At 49.8% G+C, this 19,166-nt stretch carries 17 protein-coding genes; 14 read left to right on the top strand and 3 right to left on the bottom strand.

The annotated features are described in order from the left end of the window. Nucleotides 1-31 precede the first annotated feature (31 nt). A complete protein-coding gene (lpxD, locus tag GA004_RS15210; RefSeq protein WP_283394733.1) occupies nucleotides 32-1,078 on the top strand; it encodes a UDP-3-O-(3-hydroxymyristoyl)glucosamine N-acyltransferase in 1,047 nt (348 codons plus the stop codon). A 78-nt stretch (nucleotides 1,079-1,156) separates the two neighbouring features. Beyond that, the gene (locus GA004_RS15205) at nucleotides 1,157-2,587 is read left to right on the top strand and encodes a Do family serine endopeptidase (RefSeq protein WP_283394732.1); all 1,431 of its coding nucleotides are present in this window, start codon (nucleotides 1,157-1,159) and stop codon (nucleotides 2,585-2,587) included. A gap of 110 nt (nucleotides 2,588-2,697) precedes the next feature. On the opposite strand, the gene GA004_RS15200 is transcribed toward GA004_RS15205, so the two are convergent. Together GA004_RS15200 and GA004_RS15195 are read right to left on the bottom strand one after the other, a co-directional pair. After that, nucleotides 2,698-3,225: a DUF5069 domain-containing protein gene (locus tag GA004_RS15200; RefSeq protein WP_283394731.1), complete on the bottom strand. Its 528-nt coding sequence runs from the start codon at nucleotides 3,223-3,225 to the stop codon at nucleotides 2,698-2,700. 131 nt (nucleotides 3,226-3,356) lie between these two features. After that, nucleotides 3,357-5,630 carry a ribonuclease R family protein gene (locus tag GA004_RS15195; protein WP_283394730.1) on the bottom strand — a complete coding sequence of 758 codons (2,274 nt, stop codon included), beginning with the start codon at nucleotides 5,628-5,630 and terminating at the stop codon, nucleotides 3,357-3,359. Nucleotides 5,631-5,688: 58 nt separating this feature from the next. Between GA004_RS15195 and glgA the strand changes: the two genes are divergently transcribed. The 12 genes from glgA to GA004_RS15135 all read left to right on the top strand — a co-directional run bounded on the left by glgA (nucleotide 5,689) and on the right by GA004_RS15135 (nucleotide 16,811). Next, nucleotides 5,689-7,128, top strand: a complete 1,440-nt coding sequence (gene glgA / locus GA004_RS15190) for a glycogen synthase GlgA (RefSeq protein ID WP_283394729.1) — start codon at nucleotides 5,689-5,691, stop codon at nucleotides 7,126-7,128. A 37-nt stretch (nucleotides 7,129-7,165) separates the two neighbouring features. After that, complete coding sequence (locus GA004_RS15185) at nucleotides 7,166-8,530, top strand: TIGR01777 family oxidoreductase (RefSeq protein ID WP_283394728.1); 1,365 nt, start codon at nucleotides 7,166-7,168, stop codon at nucleotides 8,528-8,530. A 99-nt stretch (nucleotides 8,531-8,629) separates the two neighbouring features. Next, nucleotides 8,630-9,589 (top strand): cysteine synthase A, encoded by a 960-nt coding sequence (cysK, locus tag GA004_RS15180; RefSeq protein ID WP_343218863.1) that lies wholly within the window; start codon nucleotides 8,630-8,632, stop codon nucleotides 9,587-9,589. Between the two features lie 156 nt (nucleotides 9,590-9,745). Further along, the gene (locus tag GA004_RS15175) at nucleotides 9,746-10,618 is read left to right on the top strand and encodes an AraC family transcriptional regulator (RefSeq protein WP_283394726.1); all 873 of its coding nucleotides are present in this window, start codon (nucleotides 9,746-9,748) and stop codon (nucleotides 10,616-10,618) included. Between the two features lie 89 nt (nucleotides 10,619-10,707). Beyond that, nucleotides 10,708-12,132 (top strand): 3-isopropylmalate dehydratase large subunit, encoded by a 1,425-nt coding sequence (leuC, locus tag GA004_RS15170; RefSeq protein ID WP_283394725.1) that lies wholly within the window; start codon nucleotides 10,708-10,710, stop codon nucleotides 12,130-12,132. Nucleotides 12,133-12,153: 21 nt separating this feature from the next. Continuing rightward, nucleotides 12,154-12,756: a 3-isopropylmalate dehydratase small subunit gene (leuD, locus tag GA004_RS15165; RefSeq protein WP_283394724.1), complete on the top strand. Its 603-nt coding sequence runs from the start codon at nucleotides 12,154-12,156 to the stop codon at nucleotides 12,754-12,756. 211 nt (nucleotides 12,757-12,967) lie between these two features. Further along, entirely contained in the window at nucleotides 12,968-13,525 is a 558-nt protein-coding gene (locus GA004_RS15160) for a MotA/TolQ/ExbB proton channel family protein (protein WP_283394723.1), read from the top strand. Next, nucleotides 13,522-13,917, top strand: a complete 396-nt coding sequence (locus GA004_RS15155) for an ExbD/TolR family protein (protein ID WP_283394722.1) — start codon at nucleotides 13,522-13,524, stop codon at nucleotides 13,915-13,917. The genes GA004_RS15160 and GA004_RS15155 overlap by 4 nt, the downstream gene beginning before the upstream one ends. A gap of 267 nt (nucleotides 13,918-14,184) precedes the next feature. Next, nucleotides 14,185-14,631 (top strand): cytochrome b562, encoded by a 447-nt coding sequence (locus GA004_RS15150; RefSeq protein WP_283394721.1) that lies wholly within the window; start codon nucleotides 14,185-14,187, stop codon nucleotides 14,629-14,631. A gap of 113 nt (nucleotides 14,632-14,744) precedes the next feature. Continuing rightward, nucleotides 14,745-15,086 carry a lactate racemase domain-containing protein gene (locus GA004_RS15145; RefSeq protein ID WP_283394720.1) on the top strand — a complete coding sequence of 114 codons (342 nt, stop codon included), beginning with the start codon at nucleotides 14,745-14,747 and terminating at the stop codon, nucleotides 15,084-15,086. A 41-nt stretch (nucleotides 15,087-15,127) separates the two neighbouring features. After that, on the top strand, nucleotides 15,128-15,565 hold the full coding sequence (locus GA004_RS15140; RefSeq protein ID WP_283394719.1) for a nickel-dependent lactate racemase family protein: 438 nt from the start codon (nucleotides 15,128-15,130) through the stop codon (nucleotides 15,563-15,565). 52 nt (nucleotides 15,566-15,617) lie between these two features. Then, nucleotides 15,618-16,811: a THUMP domain-containing class I SAM-dependent RNA methyltransferase gene (locus GA004_RS15135; RefSeq protein ID WP_283394718.1), complete on the top strand. Its 1,194-nt coding sequence runs from the start codon at nucleotides 15,618-15,620 to the stop codon at nucleotides 16,809-16,811. Here the strand turns inward: GA004_RS15135 and GA004_RS15130 are convergent. Further along, a complete protein-coding gene (locus GA004_RS15130) occupies nucleotides 16,808-19,114 on the bottom strand; it encodes a TonB-dependent receptor family protein (RefSeq protein WP_283394717.1) in 2,307 nt (768 codons plus the stop codon). The genes GA004_RS15135 and GA004_RS15130 overlap by 4 nt on opposite strands. Between the last annotated feature and the right edge of the window lie 52 nt (nucleotides 19,115-19,166).

Here is a 19,166-nt window from a genome sequence, read left to right as displayed (position 1 = left end):
GGTTCTTCCACAATTATCCCAATCAAACCAAATGCGATTTGAGCTAAGCATCGATGAAATTAGAGCCAGCGCGGAATCAGTTGAGGAAGCGGGCGCTTTCGATGGGCAATGTGTCCATGGCGTTGCGACTCTCAAAGAAGCAATAGATGGGGACCTCTCTTTTTTGAGTCTGGCGAAGTACGTGCCGGATTTGGAGAAAACGAAAGCGAGTGTTGTTTTTGTGCCAGAAGATTGTCAGCTAAGTCCGCAGCAGAACCAGCTTTTCCTCAAAGTTAAGCACCCGAATTTAGCTCTAGCTCGGGCTTGTGAGTCGATCGCCCAATCCCTCTGGCCTCGCAAGCCAGGCGGCCTACACGCCTCTTCGATCGTTGATTCCACAGCCGAAGTCGACGAGACCGCCTACCTAGGACCCTTCTGTGTGGTCGGTGGCGGTGTCAAAGTCGGCCCGAACACGCAGATACATGCGGGTACCGTGATAGACGATGGCGCAAGTATTGGAGCAGATTGCTGGATTTCCTCAAATGTCAGTATTCTGCGGGACACTAAAATTGGAGACCGTGTTCGTTTACATGCAGGGGTGGTTCTAGGCGCGGATGGGTTTGGCTATGAATTCAATGGTCAACAGCACGAGAAAATCCCTCACCTGGGCTGGGTAGAATTGGATTCTGATGTAGAAATTGGGGCCAATTCGTCGATCGATCGTGGTAGGTTGGGGGCTACTTTTGTGGGGCAAGGTACCAAAATCGACAATCATGTGCAGGTCGGGCACAACGTTAGCATCGGGAAGCACTGTATTCTTTGCGCCCAGGTTGGTATCGCCGGCAGTACGACGATTGAAGACTTTGTCGTCTTTGGGGGTCGTGCGGGAGCCTCGGGCCACCTAACGATTGGGCAAGGATCCAAACTTGCCGGTTGCGCGGCAGCCTTCTCGGATCTTCCCCAAAACAGTGTATCTGGAGGCACACCTGCTATTCCGCTGAACGCATATCAGCGTATTACCGTGGTGCAGCGCAAGTTGCCGGAGCTTTTCAAGCGGGTTCAGCGCTTGGAATCACAATTGGGGCAATTATCCTCATAGATTATTCGTTGTATGCTCGGAAACCATTGGCACGGTTAAGTGTCAAAGTCAGAAATTATGGAAATAAGATCTAAGAATATGGAAAGTATTCGCTTGGCGACTATGACCGCTATTGCCGTTTCACTTGTCTCAACCTTATTTGGAGAGGACTCGATTGCCGATAAGGTGAAGATCAATCGTGAGCCACTCGATCGAAGCTCAACGAGTGCTGTTGTGAGCTATTCGGAATCCTTGTCGAAAGCGCGTCCTGCCGTTGTTAATATTTCATCGACTCGCGTGATGGACACAAGCAGCCAATTGCAAAACGATCCCTTCTGGAGATTCTTCGGGGAAGGCCAGATGCCGAGGCAAAGGGAAGTTCAAGGGCAGGGGTCCGGTGTCATTGTTTCAAATGATGGATACATCCTTACAAACAATCATGTAGTAGAGGATGCGAGTGAGGTTACGGTCAGCCTGCAGGGTGGTCGAGTGCTTGAGGCGAAAGTCGTGGGGACCGATCCGCAAACAGACGTCGCTGTACTCAAAGTGGAGAGTAAAGAGGAACTCCCTTTTGCAGTACTGGCGGATAGCGATCAGATAGAAGTGGGGGACGTAGTTTTCGCGATCGGCAACCCACTTGGAGTCGGCCAAACAGTGACTATGGGTATCGTGTCTGCCAAAGGTCGGGACGGATTGGGTATGATCGAGGATGGATTCGAGAATTTTATACAAACGGATGCGTCGATCAACCAGGGAAACTCCGGTGGAGCATTGGTTGATGCTGAAGGGAGGCTAATCGGAATTAATACGCTAATCCTAACGGATGGAAGAAGCAGCGGAAACATAGGGATCGGATTTGCGATTCCAACGGTTTTGTCCCACAATGTGATGGTTAGCCTGGTTGAGGAGGGTTCCGTGTCTCGCGGGTTTTTGGGGGTTGGTATCCAGCCGTTAGATAGTGATTTGGTTGAAGCGATGGGGCTTTCGGACACAAAAGGAGCCTTGGTGAACCATGTGATCCCAGGATCTCCAGCCGACGAGGCTGGTTTGCAAGTGGGCGACGTCGTTGTGAAGATTATTGAGGACGAAGTACAGTCTGCGAGTGATTTGCGCCTGAAGATTGCTGCCAAATCTCCAGGGTCTTCGGTAGAGCTTACGCTATATAGAGATGAAAAATACTTTAAGACGGATGTGGTGCTCGGTGAAAGGAAGCCACAAGGACAAGCCTCCGTTGGTGGATCTCGAGACCGGGAACTGCTGGAAGGTATAGAGGCCGCGCCGTTAAGCGATGAACTGAAACAGAAGTACCAGATTGGCGATGAAGTTGAGAGCGGACTCGTCGTTACAAGCGTTTCGCCCGAAAGCCCCTACGCCCGCCAACTAGTCGCTGGTATGGTGATCGAGAAGATTAAAGGGGAAGCGGTGTATACCGTGAGGGACGCGAAAAAGCTCCTCGAGTCTGGAACGAAAGTCGCTCTCTTCGTTTACATCGAAGGATTCTACCGGTACATGGCCGTCGAAATAGAGTAGCTGTATGCCGGTTAGTCTCACTGTAAAGGAGGTATCCTATTTGATTTTCGGCCGTCTGAGGGCTAGCTCTGCGGCGGCTGTCTTATAGGGGCGACTACGCGAGCACTCGCCTAGATTGCGGAGCTGCGGGACTTGACGAATTCGAGGACGCCGTGGTCGTTGTCCCAGTTTGCCCAAACAACGCGCAAAAATTCGGATGGATGGATGTCGTGCGTTTCCAGAAAGTGTCTGTCGCCGCCACAGCAGTACATGATCTCGTCTGGCAGCTCGCCTAGGAGCTTGCCGCGGGCTTTGGGTAGGATCCTAGGTAGCCAAGTGATACCTCCGAGCGAATCAGACTTTGCGGGAAGTTCAGATACAGAGACTTGGTTCGATGAGGATTTTCCATCCAGCTTGTGCAGGAAGTACTCTCGACGAACTTGCTCGATCGACTGAGCGATCTCATAGGTAGGCTCTCCCCATTGGTTGAGGTCTTCAGCGTAGTCGAAAAAATCTTGAATTCGCCAGCCATTCGCTACGATTTGTGACTGTTCGTCATTGGAGAAGTAGGAGTCTTTATCCCTATTGCCTCTCTCGAATTGGGAAACCGCCGTTTCGAATAGCTGTTTGAACGTATCCTGATAGTTATAGTGCTGCATGCGCAGAAAAACTGTCGAGGGTCCTTTTTGATTGCGAGTTCGAATCATCTAAGAACGCCGCGAGAAAACTGTCATTGGAGCAAGGTCTCGTTTCAATAGGTCGCTCAGAGATGACATCGCGGCGAAATGGGTCAGCCGGAAACTCGGAAGTCAACCTGCCGCTTAAATCGGTCTACTCGATGCACGAGCACGTTCACTTTTTGTCCGACCCGGTATTTTTTCCGGGTCCTTCTCCCGATGATAGCCGTGCCGCTATTGTCCACCCGGTATAAATCGTCTTTTAGCGTGGAGATATGGACCATACCGAAAGCGTTGGACTCTACAAGTTCGATGAACATCCCGTGATTTCTAACCTCAGTGATAACTGCGGTGAATTGGGATTTTTTCGGTTTTTCGATTTCTTGTTCAAAGAACTCCAGCAGCTTGACCTTCACGGATTCCCGTTCCGCTTCGGTGCTGTTTACTTCAGTTAGACTCAAGTGTTCAGCGAGGGCGTTGGCTCGAGCTATATTCGTTTGGGGTAGAGCTCCTGCCAAGGATTCATGGCCTTTTACTTTCACTAGAAAGTAGTTGAAGACTCGGTGTACCACTAGATCTGAATAGCGGCGAATAGGGGAGGTGAAGTGGCAATAGTCCTTTTTGTTAAGTCCATAGTGCCCGTCTGGAGTCGAGCGATAGCAAGCTTTCTTCAAGGACCTAAGAAGCTGGGTTTTCAGTATATGCCCTTGAGGGTGATTATCCAGGATTTGGATTAGCTTCACTACTTCCGAACGTACATTTAGATCGGCCACTGTTACACCAAAGGTTGCGAGATATTCGCGAAGCTCATTTAGCCTTTCTTCGTCAGGATCGTCGTGCGTTCGATAGAGACAGGGCAGGTTCGCATCGCGCATGGCTTTCGCTACCGCTTCGTTAGCCGCAAGCATGAACTCTTCAATGAGTTGGTGGCTCTCGTCGTTGACAACCTTCTCTAGCCGGTCTGCAAATCCGTCTTTGTCGACGAAGATTTTAGTTTCGCTCATATCGAGATCAAGGCTGCCCGCTCGCATTCTCTCATAACGCATTTTGGATGCGACATTCCAGAGCGATCGAATCGAGCTCTGAAGTTGAGCAAGCTCAGATTGTTTCAGTTCCGAAAGAGCTCTTCCCGTTGATCCCGTCTGATGGGTGGGTGGGAGCTTTAGATTCCGGGCTACTGTGAGATCATCATTGAACAAGAGAGTGTAGGCTTGTTTGTAGGTTAGTCTTTTGTTGCTTCTGATTACAGTATTGGAAAATTCGGTACTCTTGAGCTTTCCTCCTTTAGTGAAGGTTAGAAAGACAGATTTTGTTAGGCGGTCGACATCTTCTTTTAAACTGCAAACCCCATTGGAAAGCGCGTGCGGGAGCATGGGTATAACCGTCCCCACTAGATAAGTGGAGTTTCCTCTTTTGTGCGCCTCTTTATCCAATTGCGAGTTTGGCTGTACGTAAGCGCCCACGTCCGCGATGTGGATTCCGATACGGAGCAGGCTGCCTGAAACGGTCTCTAGCGACAGAGCATCGTCGAAGTCCTTGGCGTCATCGGGGTCGATCGTGAAAGTGAATACGTCCCTCAGATCCTCCCGCCCTTTCAATTGGCTTTTGCCAACCGTTTGGGGTATGGCCTTGGCCTCATTCATGACGCTTTGAGGGAAATCTGGATTGAGATCGTATTTGTGGAGGATCGACATGAGTTCGGCCTGTGGCTCATGAGTTCCGCCGAGATTAAGGATGATTTCACCTTCCGGGTTTACGTGTCTTTGTTTCCATTCATGAAGTTTAACCACGACCTTGCTACCCACTTTGGGTTTAGGCTTAATCTTTGAATTTTTAGGATCGGGAACATAGATATCGTGGAAGAGTCGAGGATCATCTGGAACGACGTAGTAGAAAAAGCGCGTCTTTTGCAGATTTCCTACGATCGTATCTCTCGCCCGTTCTTGGATACGAATGACACGGCCTCTCAGCCTGTCGGGATACAGCGCAGGCTTCTGTTTCCGGCGGCCCTTGATTTTGGGTGGTGTATGCTGGTCGTATATCCGAATTACCACACGATCCCCATGCATGGAGACGCCTGTATCCGTAGCGTCGACCTCAATCGGATCGATTGGATTTCCGCTCTTAATCTTGTCAGGAAGGACAAAGGCGTTCCCTTTCTGGCGAAATCGAATCGAGCCCGTTAGCAGATTGGCATCGCTGGGAATACAGTAGCGGTCGCCCTTGATAATTAAGATGTCTCCTTGGCCAAGAAGGCCTCGAAGTTCGAAGTCTAACTTGCGTCGATCTTTCTTTGCGAGGCCTAGGGCTTGGGAAATTTCGTTTTTGCTTTGAGGAATGTAGTCCTCCGCTTGTAACAGCGCTATTATTTGTTCTCTCAGTTTCATTTATTGGGTTTAGAATTAGATTGGATTCGCCCGTACTTCATTTAAAAATTCTCGAAAGATGAAAATTGTTCATGCGGCAAGCGAGATGTTTCCCTATCTAAAGACGGGAGGACTGGCTGACGTTACGGGTGCTCTTTGCAAGTCTCTGTCTCGTTTCGGTCACGACATCTCTTTTTTTATTCCAGGATATCGAAAGATCCTAGAGTCCCCGGTGTTTTCGAAAGCCAAGCTCAAGGTGGTTCTTCAGGTTGAGCTGGGTGACGAATTTCTCAGAGGAGAAGTGTACGCGGTGCCAATTGGAAAACGCCAGACATTGTATATCATTCGTTGTGACGAGTTCTTCGATCGCTCAAATCCTTACGGAAGTGCGAACCGCGACTATAGCGATAACGATAGGCGCTTCATTTGGTTTTGCAAGGCAATTGTAGAAGCGATGCATGTCCTTGAGCTTAAGGCGGATATATTTCACTGCCACGATTGGCAAACAGGCTTGGCGCCCCTCTTTCTACGAACAGTGGAGCAGGAGCATGGTATTTCACTCGCGCTTAAGACGTTCTTTTCGATTCACAACCTTGCGTTTCAGGGCTTGTTTCCCAGTGGCTCGTTTCGATTTACAAATCTTCCTGATGAATTCAACGAGTTAGACGGAATTGAGTTTTACGAACAGATCAGCATGATTAAGGGAGGTATCTTTTTCGCTGACAAGATTCTGACCGTAAGTCCAAACTACGCTAAAGAGATACTAACATCAGATTTCGGAAGCGGAATGGAGGGGGCCTTAACAGTGCGTGAGGAGGACCTCGTGGGAATCAAAAATGGAATTGATTACGATGTGTGGAATCCAGAGACGGATGCGTTCCTGCCGACCAATTATTCGTCGAAGAATCTCGCTGGGAAGAAAGTATGCCGTAAAAAGCTGCTGGATACAGTTGGACTGTCAGATACGGAAAAACCGGTTTACGGAATTGTCTGTCGGTTAACCGAGCAAAAGGGCTTGGACTTCATCCTAAAGCAGATGAGCTTCTTTGTCGAAAATGATTGTCGACTCGTGGTGCTCGGAATGGGGGATCCTTTTTATGAGCGGGCTTTGAAACGGTGGGCCAAGTCGCATCCGAAAATAATTGGAGTTTGTATGGTTCTTGACGAGGGATTGTCCCATCTAGTCGAGGCGGGCTCTGATTTCTATCTAATGCCATCGATTTTCGAACCCTGCGGACTCAATCAGATGTACAGTCAGCGGTATGGAACGCCGCCTTTGGCTTCGGATGTAGGCGGGTTGCACGATACGGTGGTGGATATTCGCGAGAATGAAGAAACGGGAACGGGACTGCTCTTTCAGCCTGAATTGAAAGAATTTGACAAAGCTCTGAATTACTCACTTGAGCTCTTCTCTTCAAATGACACCATGGAAAAAATTAGACGGAATGGTATGTTGAAGGACTTTTCCTGGACGAATGTGGTGAAGGAATACGAGAACTTGTATTCGGAATCTCTATAAATTCGGCATTGGCTCGGTTCATGGGAAAGGAAAGGTGATGGCCCAATACCAGAAGATAACCGCAATTCCTTGCACGGCGGAAGAGCTGTACCGATGGCATGGGCGTGAAGGAGCCTTCGAACGGCTGATTCCTCCGTGGCAGTCAATGGACATTTTATCCCGAAGAGGAGGAATTGAGAAAGGGGCCAATATTCATATTCGCTTGAAGCGTTTGGGCATCTCTACCGATTGGATCGCTCAGATTACAGATGGGCTTGAGGACTCTTTCTTTGTTGATTCCCAATTGAAGGGACCCTTTGAAAAATGGATACACCGGCATGAGTTTTCGGAAGTCGATTCCCATCAATGTCGCCTGACTGACTCAATCGACTATTCATTGCCCGCTGGGAAACTGGGAGCGTTGTTTGGAGGGCGGTTTGTAGCATCGGACCTGGAGCGAGTCTTTCGTTATCGGCATGACGTTACCAGAAATGATCTAGCGGCATGGAATGCGTATCGCAGCTATCCAAAATTCAATGTCCTCATTTCGGGTGGGTATGGGTTCATTGGGAGTCGGTTAGCAAACTTTCTTAAAGGCCAGGGCCATTCAGTATCCGTGTTGTCAAGAAACCCTCGCCAGGGTGATTTCGGTTGGGATCCCGAAAATGGGAGCATTGATGTAAACCGATTGAACGGTTTTGATGCCATCATACATCTAGCGGGCGAAAACCTCGGAGCGGGCAGATGGAACGATGCCCTCAAGAAACAGATTCGTGCCAGCCGGATTAATTCCACGAAATTGCTGGTGGGTGCGATGAAGAAAATGGATCGACCTGCAAAGGTTTTCATTTCCGGTTCGGCCGTTGGGTACTACGGTGATTGCGGAGACCGGCTGGTCAATGAAGCCGATGGCTCGGGCAACGGTTTCCTAGCAGAAGTGTGTAAGGACTGGGAGGCGGAGGCCAGTTTGGGCAGCGAGTTTGTCGATCGTGTGATCGGTCTTAGGACTGGAATTGTTTTGGATGCCGGAGATGGGGCGTTACGGAAAATGCTTCCTCCTTTTAAGCTTGGGTTAGGAGGGTCTTTTGGTTCAGGAGATCAATGGATGTCTTGGATCGCTTTGGAAGATTGGATTGCGGCCGTACATCATCTGATGCTGAAAGGTGAATCGGGTGCGTATAATTTGGTGTCCCCGAATCCTGAGCGGAACAAGTCCTTCGGCAAGACACTGGCGTCAGTGTTGCGAAGGCCAGCCTTTTTTAGCGTCCCTGCTCCATTGCTTAAGGCTGCGATTGGCGAGTTTGCCGAAGAAGGGCTCCTGTCCAGTTGCCGTGCGGAGCCGAAAGGTCTGCTCGAAGCAGGATATCGGTATTTGTATCCCAAACTTGATGACGCGCTAAAACTGGTTTTAGGACGCAGTTGAAACCTCGAAACAGTTGTGCAGATGACCTCGGTTTGGGTTGGAAATTCTAGCTCTAGAAGATTGACTTACGTAGGCAAGAAGCAGATAAATGGAGGGAACATGGCAAAGATGTACCCGAATGTAACGGCGGCGATAGGTAACACGCCCTTGATAAAACTGAACGCGTTAGCGGAAGGTCTGGATGCGGAGATTTACGTTAAATGCGAATATTTCAACCCACTCTCAAGCGTTAAGGACCGAATCGGAAACGCCATGATCGAAGCGGCCGAAAAGGCGGGAAAACTCACCCAAGATGGAGTGATTATCGAGCCCACTTCGGGGAATACAGGGATCGCCCTGGCGTTCATTGCTGCCGCTAAAGGCTATCGACTCATCCTCACCATGCCAGAGACGATGTCGATGGAACGTCGCATTCTGCTAAATATGTTAGGCGCTGAACTCGTTTTGACTCAGGGGCCCAAAGGAATGCTGGGAGCCATCGCTCGAGCCCAAGAGCTAGTAGCGGAAATTGGAGATAAGGCGTTTATGCCCCAGCAGTTCGAGAACCTGGCTAACCCAGAGATCCACCGTCGCACAACCGCTGAGGAAATTTGGGACGCTACAGCCGGGGAGATAGACGCATTTGTTTCGGGGGTTGGAACAGGAGGGACTATCACCGGAGTTTCAGAGGTAATCAAAAGTCGGCGTAGCATGATGGCGGTTGCGGTCGAGCCGGTAAATAGCCCTGTCATCTCGGGCGGCAATCCAGGGCCGCACAAAATTCAGGGAATCGGCGCGGGCTTTATCCCCAGAAATTGCAATACGGGTATAATAGACGATGTCATTAAAGTAGAGAACGATGATGCGTTTGCCACCGCTAGGGCCGCAGCATTGAAGGACGGGCTCAGCGTTGGCATTTCTTCAGGGGCGACGATTTGGGCGGCAATAGAATTAGCGAAGAGACCCGAAATGGCCGGGAAGCGAATTGTAACGGTTGCCGCAAGTAGCAGCGAGCGTTACATCAGCACGCCTCTAGGAGAAGCTGCTCGAGAAGCCGCTAATGGGGCAGTCGTCTCGTAAAATCGAGCCATAGCAGATTAAATGAATTTGGCGGGTACCTCTTTGAGGGTACTCGCTTTTTTGGTCGTTGTCGGATGGAAATCTGTTATTATAATAAAATTATAACCTAAAAGTATAGGTTTAGGCCTAGGGGTTATAAATTAATAGTTTTCTGTAATGATTTTCAATACGCGGCCTGATTTGAATGTTAAGAAAGCGTCGATATTGATTTACAACGTTGATAGACAGGTTTTTGCAGACACCTTGCACGCAAATGATCGTGATGAACTGGTTCTTATCACTCGAGGAAGCGGAAATTTTCAAATTGGCTCTTCAGAGGCCACCTTTGGACCAGGAACGATCGTCTATGTAAGGGCTGGTACGTTGAGGTTTTGGAAAGCGGAAACCAGGGGAGGGCAATCGGTTCCTATTTCGGGTCTTGTCATTCAGATTCCGATCCAAGCGCTTTCCACTGACTTTCTAGAACTCGAAGAGGCGGCGGGTGTGCGAGCCTATCTGAAGAGGATAGGTCAAGGGGGTCATGTTCGCCTTCAAGCTTATCAGCGCATCGAAGCGCGATTGAAGACAATACTAGGCGCGAAGGGAATGCTCCGGATCGCTCGAACCCACGCCTTGCTCGACCTTCTTTCAAATGTGGATGGCTGGCAAGTCTTTGAAGAAGAGAAGCTAGCTGGTAGAAGTGCTAAGGATCGGGCCCGATTAAAACGAGTTTATCACTATCTAGAGGATCATTTTAGTTCAAGGGTTGAACGAAACGCTCTCGCCCAGCTGGTGGGGATGGAGCCGAACTCGTTTTCAAGGTTCTTCCGAAGGGCAAGCGGGCAGAAACTGGCGGACTATTTGGCGGTGATTCGAGTGCGGCACGCAGCAACACTGTTAGGGGCGCGTCGGCACATGCCCGTTTCTAAAATAGCCAGCGAAAGTGGTTTTAGAAACGTAAGCGCATTCAATCGGCAGTTTAAAAAGAGGCTTGGCGTTACGCCTCGTTCCTATCGAAAAGAGCTCAATTCCGAGCCTGTGCAGCCCTAGTTCGTCGATGTCGGAGAACTGAGAATCTAACTTGCCTGAAAGTGCGACAGGGTGGATCGTTTAGGAAAATCAATCTTTAGTTTTAAAAAATGAGCCAGTCATTATTCGAAAAAGTATGGGACGCGCATGCGGTCAAAACGCTGTCGAACGGTCAAACGCAATTGCTTATCGGAACTCATCTCATCCATGAGGTTACGAGTCCGCAGGCCTTTGGCATGTTGCGCGATCTCAATTTGAAAGTCGCTTATCCGCATCGTACGTTCGCTACGGTAGACCATATCGTACCGACCGACCAACGCCAGGAGCCATTCGCGGATCCGCTGGCCGATGCGATGATCCGGGAGTTGCGCCGCAATTGCGAGGAAAACGGAGTGACTTTCTTTGACCTGCCGAGCGGAAAGCAAGGGATCGTGCACGTGGTGGGACCCGAGCAAGGCATAACGCAGCCCGGAACCACGATTGCTTGTGGCGATTCTCACACCTCGACGCACGGAGCGTTTGGGGCGATCGCCTTCGGAATTGGAACTACCCAGATTCGTGACTTGCTCGCCACCCAGACAATGGCGTTAGCTAAACTCAAGGTTCGTCGAATCAATGTGAACGGTGAGCTACACCCCGGCGTTTATGCCAAAGACGTCATCTTGCACATCATCCGAAAGCTAGGAGTAAAAGGGGGAACCGGCTTTGCGTACGAATATGGTGGATCGGCATTCGACAACTTTTCCATGGAGGAGCGCATGACGGTTTGCAACATGTCTATTGAAGGTGGCGCCCGTGCAGGATACGTCAATCCGGACGAGAAAACGTTCGAGTACTTGAAAGGCCGCCCCTATTCGCCGTCGGGCGACGAATGGGATGCTGCGGTGGAGCGTTGGAGGTCTTTTGCGAGCGATCCGGATTGTGAATACGACGACGTCGTGGAATTCGATGCGGCGGACATTGCTCCAACCGTCACATGGGGCATCAATCCCGAGCAGGCGATTTCAGTAGTAGAGAGTGTACCTACCGTAGAAGGGTCTGCGGAAAAGGACAAGGCTCTCGTTGCGGAAGCCCTAGAGTATATGAAGTTGCCTGCTGGCGCGCCTATCAATGGTACGAAAGTGGATATTTGTTTCATAGGTTCTTGTACCAATGGGCGTCTGTCGGACTTTGAAGAAGTGGCGAAATACTTGGACGGTCAAAAAGTGGCCGAGGGCGTTAAGGCGATTGCGGTACCCGGTTCGCAAGTGGTGGACTTAATATGCCGCGAGAAGGGCTTGCACACAGTGTTTGAAAATGCCGGTTTCGAATGGCGCGGGGCGGGTTGCTCGATGTGTTTGGCGATGAATCCGGACAAGCTTATCGGTGACCAGTTGAGCGCTAGCTCGAGCAATCGGAATTTCAAGGGGCGCCAAGGTAGCCCGACTGGTCGAACGGTATTGATGAGTCCGGTAATGGTAGCCGCAGCTGCGATTAAAGGAGAGATTGCCGATGCTCGCGAGGTGTTCGGGGTCGGTGAACTGGCGAACGCTTAAATTGGGAAAAACTAAGATAAGATGGCATTAGAAAAAATCACACAAGTAAGCGGCAAAGGCGTCTATGTCGCTGGAAATGAAATCGACACGGACCGAATTATCCCGGCTCGTTTCATGAAGTGCGTTACATTTGACGGACTCGGCGAGTACCTCTTCTACGACGTGCGTAAGAACGAAGACGGAAGTGACAAGGATCACCCGCTAAACGATAGTCGATTCAGCGACTCGACTATACTGCTTTCAGGCGAGAATTTTGGTTGCGGTAGCTCCCGTGAGCACGCGCCCCAGGCTCTCTACCGTTACGGTTTCCGAGGCCTTGTCGCTGAGAGCTATGCAGAGATCTTTTTTGGCAACTGCGCCACTCTGGGCATTCCGTGTTTTTGCGTGACGAAAGAAGACATTCGGACGATGGCCGCTGCAATTGAGGCGGATCCTTCCCTGGAAATCACTCTGGATGTTGAGAACGAACGTATTCGTTTTGGTGACCAGAATCTGACCGCTGTGGTAAGAGAATCGGCTCGCAAGGCCCTCAGTGAGGGCAAGTGGGACATGATCGGCGAGTTGACGGAAGGGGAGCCGGAAGTCGCGAAATTAGTGGCTGGATTGCCCTACATGGCTCCGTAGTTGAAGATCATCGTTAATTTTTAAACGCGGGACCTGTTCTAGGTCTCGCGTATTTTATGGAAGAAAGAGTTGTTTAGATTACTGGCACATAAACGGGCGGGAATTGGGATCCATTCGTATTTTGGTCTAGGGCGAACTTGCGTTTGAACAAGGATTGGTAATATGGGTCATTTAATCATCCCTTATCAGACTTCAGTAACTTAGTGAAAGCATGATAGATATTCTCAAAGGAGCCGGTATTTTCGTCTATCCACTCATGGTGTGTTCCATTGTCGGGTGCTTTATTATATTTGAACGCATGTTTGCGTTGCGCCGTGCGGCGATCATTCCCAACCACATCGTTGAGGGAATCGTGGAAGGAAGTCCATCTGATGGCGGCGGAAACTCGTCTCTTGGTCGCGTGATTGCCTATTGGAAGCGTCATTCCCAAGATAGCGGGGCGGTAAAAGCATATGCTCGTCTGGAAGTAAATCGTATGGAGCGTGGATTCGTTTTTTTAGAGATCATTATCGGGGCGGCTCCTTTGCTGGGGTTGTTGGGAACAGTAACGGGTCTTGTCCAAGTTTTTGGAAATGTTTCTCTGGATACGGGGATGCCGGACCCCTCCGCATTCACGCAGGGGATTGCCTTGGCCCTCACCACAACCGTGATTGGACTCGCCGTAGCAATTCCCTGTCTAATTGCCAACGGCTACTTGCAGCGGCGCGTTGAAACCTATGCCGTGCAGTTCGAGTCTTTGCTCGAGCAAATGGGCCTCGAAGATTCATGAGTCTACTCGCTCGCAGGCGGAACAAGGCGAATATCAATATCATCCCCTTAATGGATGTATTGACAATATTGATATTCTTTTTTCTCGTTAGTATGCAGTTCAAGGAAATGACGACCTTGAATTTAACCCTCCCGAAGATCGAATCTGCCGGGCGCAATGACTATCCAGAACGTATTTTGGTGGGAATAGACGAGGGTGGTCAGATATTTTTGGAAAACCAGCCGGTACCGATGGACGATCTTCAGGCTGTGCTTTCGAGGGTTTCGGAGATTTCAAATGATGTCCCGGTGCTTATAAAGGCTCACAATTTGACTCCTTTGCAGACGATCACGGATGTTATGGATGCCTGCCGGTTAAATGGACTTAGTAAGATCCGGATACAATCGAGATAAGGAGACGGCTCGCTCGAAGACCCTGCGGGAATATTTAGTGCTCCCTTTCGGAATGAACGGGGTATTCTCATGCCAGAGAAGGCGTAAATAGGGGAACTAACTTACGGTTTATAAGTCCAAATTAGCCTGAAGTTGTATAACTCATAGAAGAAATTCGACTCAATAGTCGATCCATGGGCTATCGGAGGGCAAACCTCGTTGACAAATGGTTGTAACTTGAACTCCATTTCAAGGGTTATCTCTCTAAATCTAGTTGTATAATAATCTATGAAAAAAAGATCTCTCATTCTAACTCTCTCGATGCTTTTGGCGTATGTTCCTTTTGTAGAAGCAAATAGCCATGAAGATGGGGAGCATCACCACACCGCTCTCGAAGACGAAATGAGTGCGATGAACAAGGCCTGGCGCTCGATACGCAGACAAATCAAGGATTCCTCAAAGAACGAGTCGACCCTTGCCTTAGTAGCGAAAGTAAAGAAAGCGGCTCAAGAATCGGCCAAACTGACTCCAATTCTCGCGGGCGATCTTTCCGGCGATGAGAAGAAGAAGTTCATGGAAGGTTACCAAAAGGCGATGAAGCGGACAACAGGCTTGATTAGCCAGCTCGAAGCTGCCTTGAAATCAGGCGACAATGCAGGAGCGGAAGAGATTGTAGCTAAGATCAATGACGCTCGCAAGCACGGCCACGAAAAGTACAAGCCGGAAGACGACTAGTCGTCGCTCATTCTCTGAAACAATCTTGTAACGCCTGCCATTTACGGCAGGTGTTTTTTTGTAGCTAAAGCATTGAATCCACGTTTCAGAGGTGCGAGATTGATAAGGTGAATGTGAGTCTCCCTTTTGGAAAAACCCAGGTCGAACTCGATTTGAGCGGAATCAATACGACGGTGTTAGAGCCTCGCTTCGTCGCCGGTCTGGATGATGAGAAGGGGGCTTTTTTTCAGGCTTGCGATTCTCCGATTGGGGCAAACCCACTGAAGGAATCGATCGAATCAGGTGATCGGGTAGCCATCCTGATTCCTGACGCCACCAGGCCCTTCCCCAGTCACCGCGTTTTGCTTTGGCTCATGGAGGCCATCGATCACGTGGCTAAGGAGAATGTGGTTATTATCAACGGAACCGGATCTCACCGGGGAAATACGCCTGAGGAGCTAATTGCGATTATGTGAAAGAGAGTGCGATGATCGGTTGCAAAAGGCCATTCCAGATTGTGATTACGAGTAACAACGGCTACCCGTTGGACCAAAATCTGTATCAGTTGGTCAAAGGTACGTCAGCCGCAGCCCAGATCGTAGAGGAGGGTGGCCTGATCTTGTTTGCATCTGAATGTTCAGACGGATTTCCGGACCATGGCAGCTATCGTAAATTGCTTTTTGATTACCCGAGTCCAGAAGCTTTATTGGATACGATTCGGCAGCCGGGATTTTCAATGTTTGATCAGTGGCAAGTTCAGCTTCAGGCTCTCATCTGCACAAAAGCCTGCGTAGGTATCTTCTCGAAATTGGAAGCCAATGAAGTCCGAAAAGCACATTTGACACCCGTTAAATCTTTGCAGGATTCTTTAGAGATAGAATTGGATAGAGTTGGGAGTGATGCTACAGTCGCGTTATTGCCGGAAGGCCCTTTAACCGTTCCGTATCTTCTCTAGCGTTCCATTTTGCAAATCGATAGAGCTCAAGGATTCTTCACCAACTAGGTCTATGCTTTCATCTTTGAATACCATACTCGTCACGTGTCCGAAAGCGTGTTCTTCCTATTTGAGGGACGAACTTGAAGAGCTTGGCTTTCCCGTTATAAGGGAAGCTCCAGCGGGCGTCTTTACTAAAGGGAATATGGTAGACTGTATGAGGCTGAATTTGCTCTTACGGACTGGTTTACGTGTTTTATGGCAGGTCGCAGAATTTGAAGCGAACAATGGGGATCAGCTTTATAAAAGATCCGTTCGTCTACCTTGGGAGACGTGGATACCCGCAGATGGATATGTCTCAATTGGTTCCTCCATTCGGAACGATACGATCCGAAATACCAATTTCGCTGGTTTGCGGCTGAAGGACGCATTGGTTGACCGGATACGAGAAAAGCGGGGAAGGCGGCCAGACACTGGCAATGACTCGGACCGGGCGATGATATTTCTGTACTGGCATGAAGAGGAGGTTTGCATCTATTTGGATTTGTCGGGAGTGCCGATCAGTAATCGTGGCTACCGGGTTAGTCCAGGGAAAGCTCCCATGCGTGAGAACTTAGCGGCATCGGTTTTGAGGGCGACGCGATGGGATAGGGCTTCACCGCTGGTGAATCCCATGTGCGGTAGTGGTACCCTTGCGATTGAAGCGGCCTTGTGGGCTTTGGGAAAGACGTCGGGACTGTTGCGAGACAACTTCGCCTTCATGCATTTAGAGGGTTATCGGGTAAGCGATTTCGAGAAAATTCGAGCCGAGTTGAAGACCAAAGGATCCGATCGATTGGGTTTCCCCATCATTGCGACGGATCGTGATCCGGCTGCGATTGAGGCAGCCCTAAGAAACGCGGAATTTGCTGGAGTCGAACATCTGATTGAATTCGATGTGTGCGATTTTAAACGAACGCGAGTACCGGAAGGTCCGGGAGTTTTAATTTTCAATCCCGAGTACGGTGACCGAATGGGCGAGGAGCAGAAACTAATTCCGACGTATCAGGAAATAGGGGACTTCTTTAAGCAAAAATGCGCTGGCTATTGGGGGTATGTGTTTACCGGCAATCGAGGATTGGCCAAACGAGTAGGTCTGAAGACCCGGCGAAAGATCGAATTCTACAACGGACCTATTGAGTGTCGGCTGCTGGAGTACGAAATGTACGCGGGCACTCGAAATCCGAAGTATGCGAGTCCACAAATCGACCCAAAAGGCGATGCTTAGAATCGAAGACCCATACCGATGCTCGCTTGTCGAGGCGCATTGGGACGAGGGCCATCGGTGAGGCGTCCCGCGAGGCTCTGCTCATCAAGAAGATTGGTTACGTTCACGAACGCTTCTGCGTGTTCGTTGATGAAGTAATTGACGGACAGGTCTACAATGAATTGACTTTCAATCAGTCCAAAGCGGGCATCTGGACTGCCTGAGGGGTCGAGCTCTTGCATGGAATTGGAGCCGCTGCCGAAGGTGCTGTCAGTGTAATTGAGATTTGCTGACAACCTAAATGTATCGAACTCGAGGTTGGCGGCGAGATTGAGCTGCCATTCTGGAACGTACGGGAAAGCGTTTCCGATCACGGCTCCAGCGAAAATAGACTCGGCGTTGACGTCGGTGGAGTTGGATTTGAATGTGGCATCAGTATAAGTGGCGCTCACCGAGATGGGAGCTTTAAATTCGAATGTGCCCTTAGCGGTTAGGTCCCAACCGAATATGGCTTCTACGCCGCGAGATCGCGCTTCCCCAATGTTTTGAGGATTACTGGTACCGGTTGCGATGTTGTCGATAGTTGCGAGATCGTCAAGATGGGTATTGAATCCCACAAGCTCTGCATAGATCCCTTTGGAGTTGTCGAAGCGGATACCGGTTTCGAAACTGATGCTGGTCTCCTCGTCAAGTTGCCGGCCGGGACGGGAAGCGGACCGGGGACCTGGGACGGAGAAGCCGCGGTAGATTCCGGCAAAAAGGTTCGAGCTCTCGTCGCTCTGGTAGCTGAATCCGATTCCTGGGGCGAAGATGTCTAGTGTTCGTGAAGCATCTCCAGTCGGAATATTGTCTCCGTTATTTTCAAAGTCTATATAGCGGTAGTCGATACGCTCGTATCGGAGCCCTGGTATGATGGAGAATCTTCCAAGACGGATTGTGTCTTCTATGAAAAGAGCGGTAGCTTCAGATTCCTGCAAACGGTTGCCTCCGCTTCCGGGTCCGTCCGATACCGTCGATGTGATTGCTCCAGAAGAATCCTGAAAGTATTGGACGTCGTCCTGGAAGCGCCTCACTTGGTCTTGATGGAATCGAGTTCCGACGAGGAGATGGTGGACGGTTTCCCCTGCGTCGAAATCGACATTAAGCGTCGCTTGAACTCCTTTGGCGATGTAGCCGCGGTTGTTGTTGCGATACTCGTACTGGCCCGCTCGTATTCCTTGTAGCACCTCCAGAGGCTTGTTGTCGTCGATGCCTGCGAGTGCCTGATAGAGCAGAACGGTGGGTGTGCTGTCGATGAAACCGTCTCCATCGGAATCGATGTCTTTAATTTCCTTCAGCTTGTACCAGTTCCGATTGAAGGCATTGTAGTAGGCGGTTGCGGATAAAGAAGCGTTGTCGCTGAGGGCGACGGAATAGCGTAGGTAGTTCCTGAAATGCTGCGTATCGATGTTGTCGTCACGAGAAGCCGCATAGCGTCGATTCCGATTCTTAAGGAAGTCCGTGGTTGAAAGCCCTAGATAGGTTTCGTCGGCATTCTTGTCCATGTACCCGGTCTTAAGTTCAAAGTACTGGCGGTTTTCCGTTTTGGGTGACCAGCTCAGCTTAAGCATTGAGTCGTGATTTTGGAATCCCGTGCCTCTGGAAGATCCATCGAAACCGGCAGTCGAATCGATAGACTTGAACCCATCGGTTTCCCGATAGTAGGTTTCTACTAAATAGCCGAATTCACCGGCGGATGAGTCGACGCGGTCGCCCGTCCATAGATGTAGTCGCGTGTCATTTTCTGTTCCATACGAGAAGCGCAGGTAACTCGATTTATGGTGGGGAATGGGTGTGGAGAGATAGTTGATGACACCCCCGGTAGTGTGCGGTCCGTGTTGAATTTGACTTGAGCCTTTCAAGACTTCCAGACCAATCATACGGCCCACCGTGGGCGTGTAGTACGCGGATGGAGCGGAGTAGGAAGACGGCGCTGCTAGTATCCCGTCTTCCATGTAGGTGAGTTTGGACATTCGGCTTGGGTCCACCCCGCGAAGACTGATATTGGGGAAAAGGCCATGGCCGTCCTCAGTTCGCAAATAGACCCCAGGAACTTGTTTGAGAGCTTGGTTTATATCTGCGTATCCATGGGTTTGAATCAAGTCATGATCGATGACATATCCAGATCCAGTAGTGCTGAAGAGATCTTCACGCGAGCCAATGATCGAAAGAGGCTCCAGATGGGCAACGTCGAGTGGTTCATCTTCCTGTGCAACGGCATCGAAGGAAAGGCAAAGTCCTCCCAATAGAGCGATTGAGAACTTAAAGTTGAGATCCATTTTCATTTGATAAGATCTAGTTGAAACTAAATCTCAAAAAGCCGTCAAGTAGCTTTTT

This window comes from Candidatus Pelagisphaera phototrophica (assembly GCF_014529625.1).
Taxonomy (GTDB): domain Bacteria; phylum Verrucomicrobiota; class Verrucomicrobiia; order Opitutales; family Opitutaceae; genus Pelagisphaera; species Pelagisphaera phototrophica.
The sequence above is the reverse complement of the archived record's forward strand: the minus strand, read 5'-3'. Positions and strand labels throughout refer to the sequence as shown.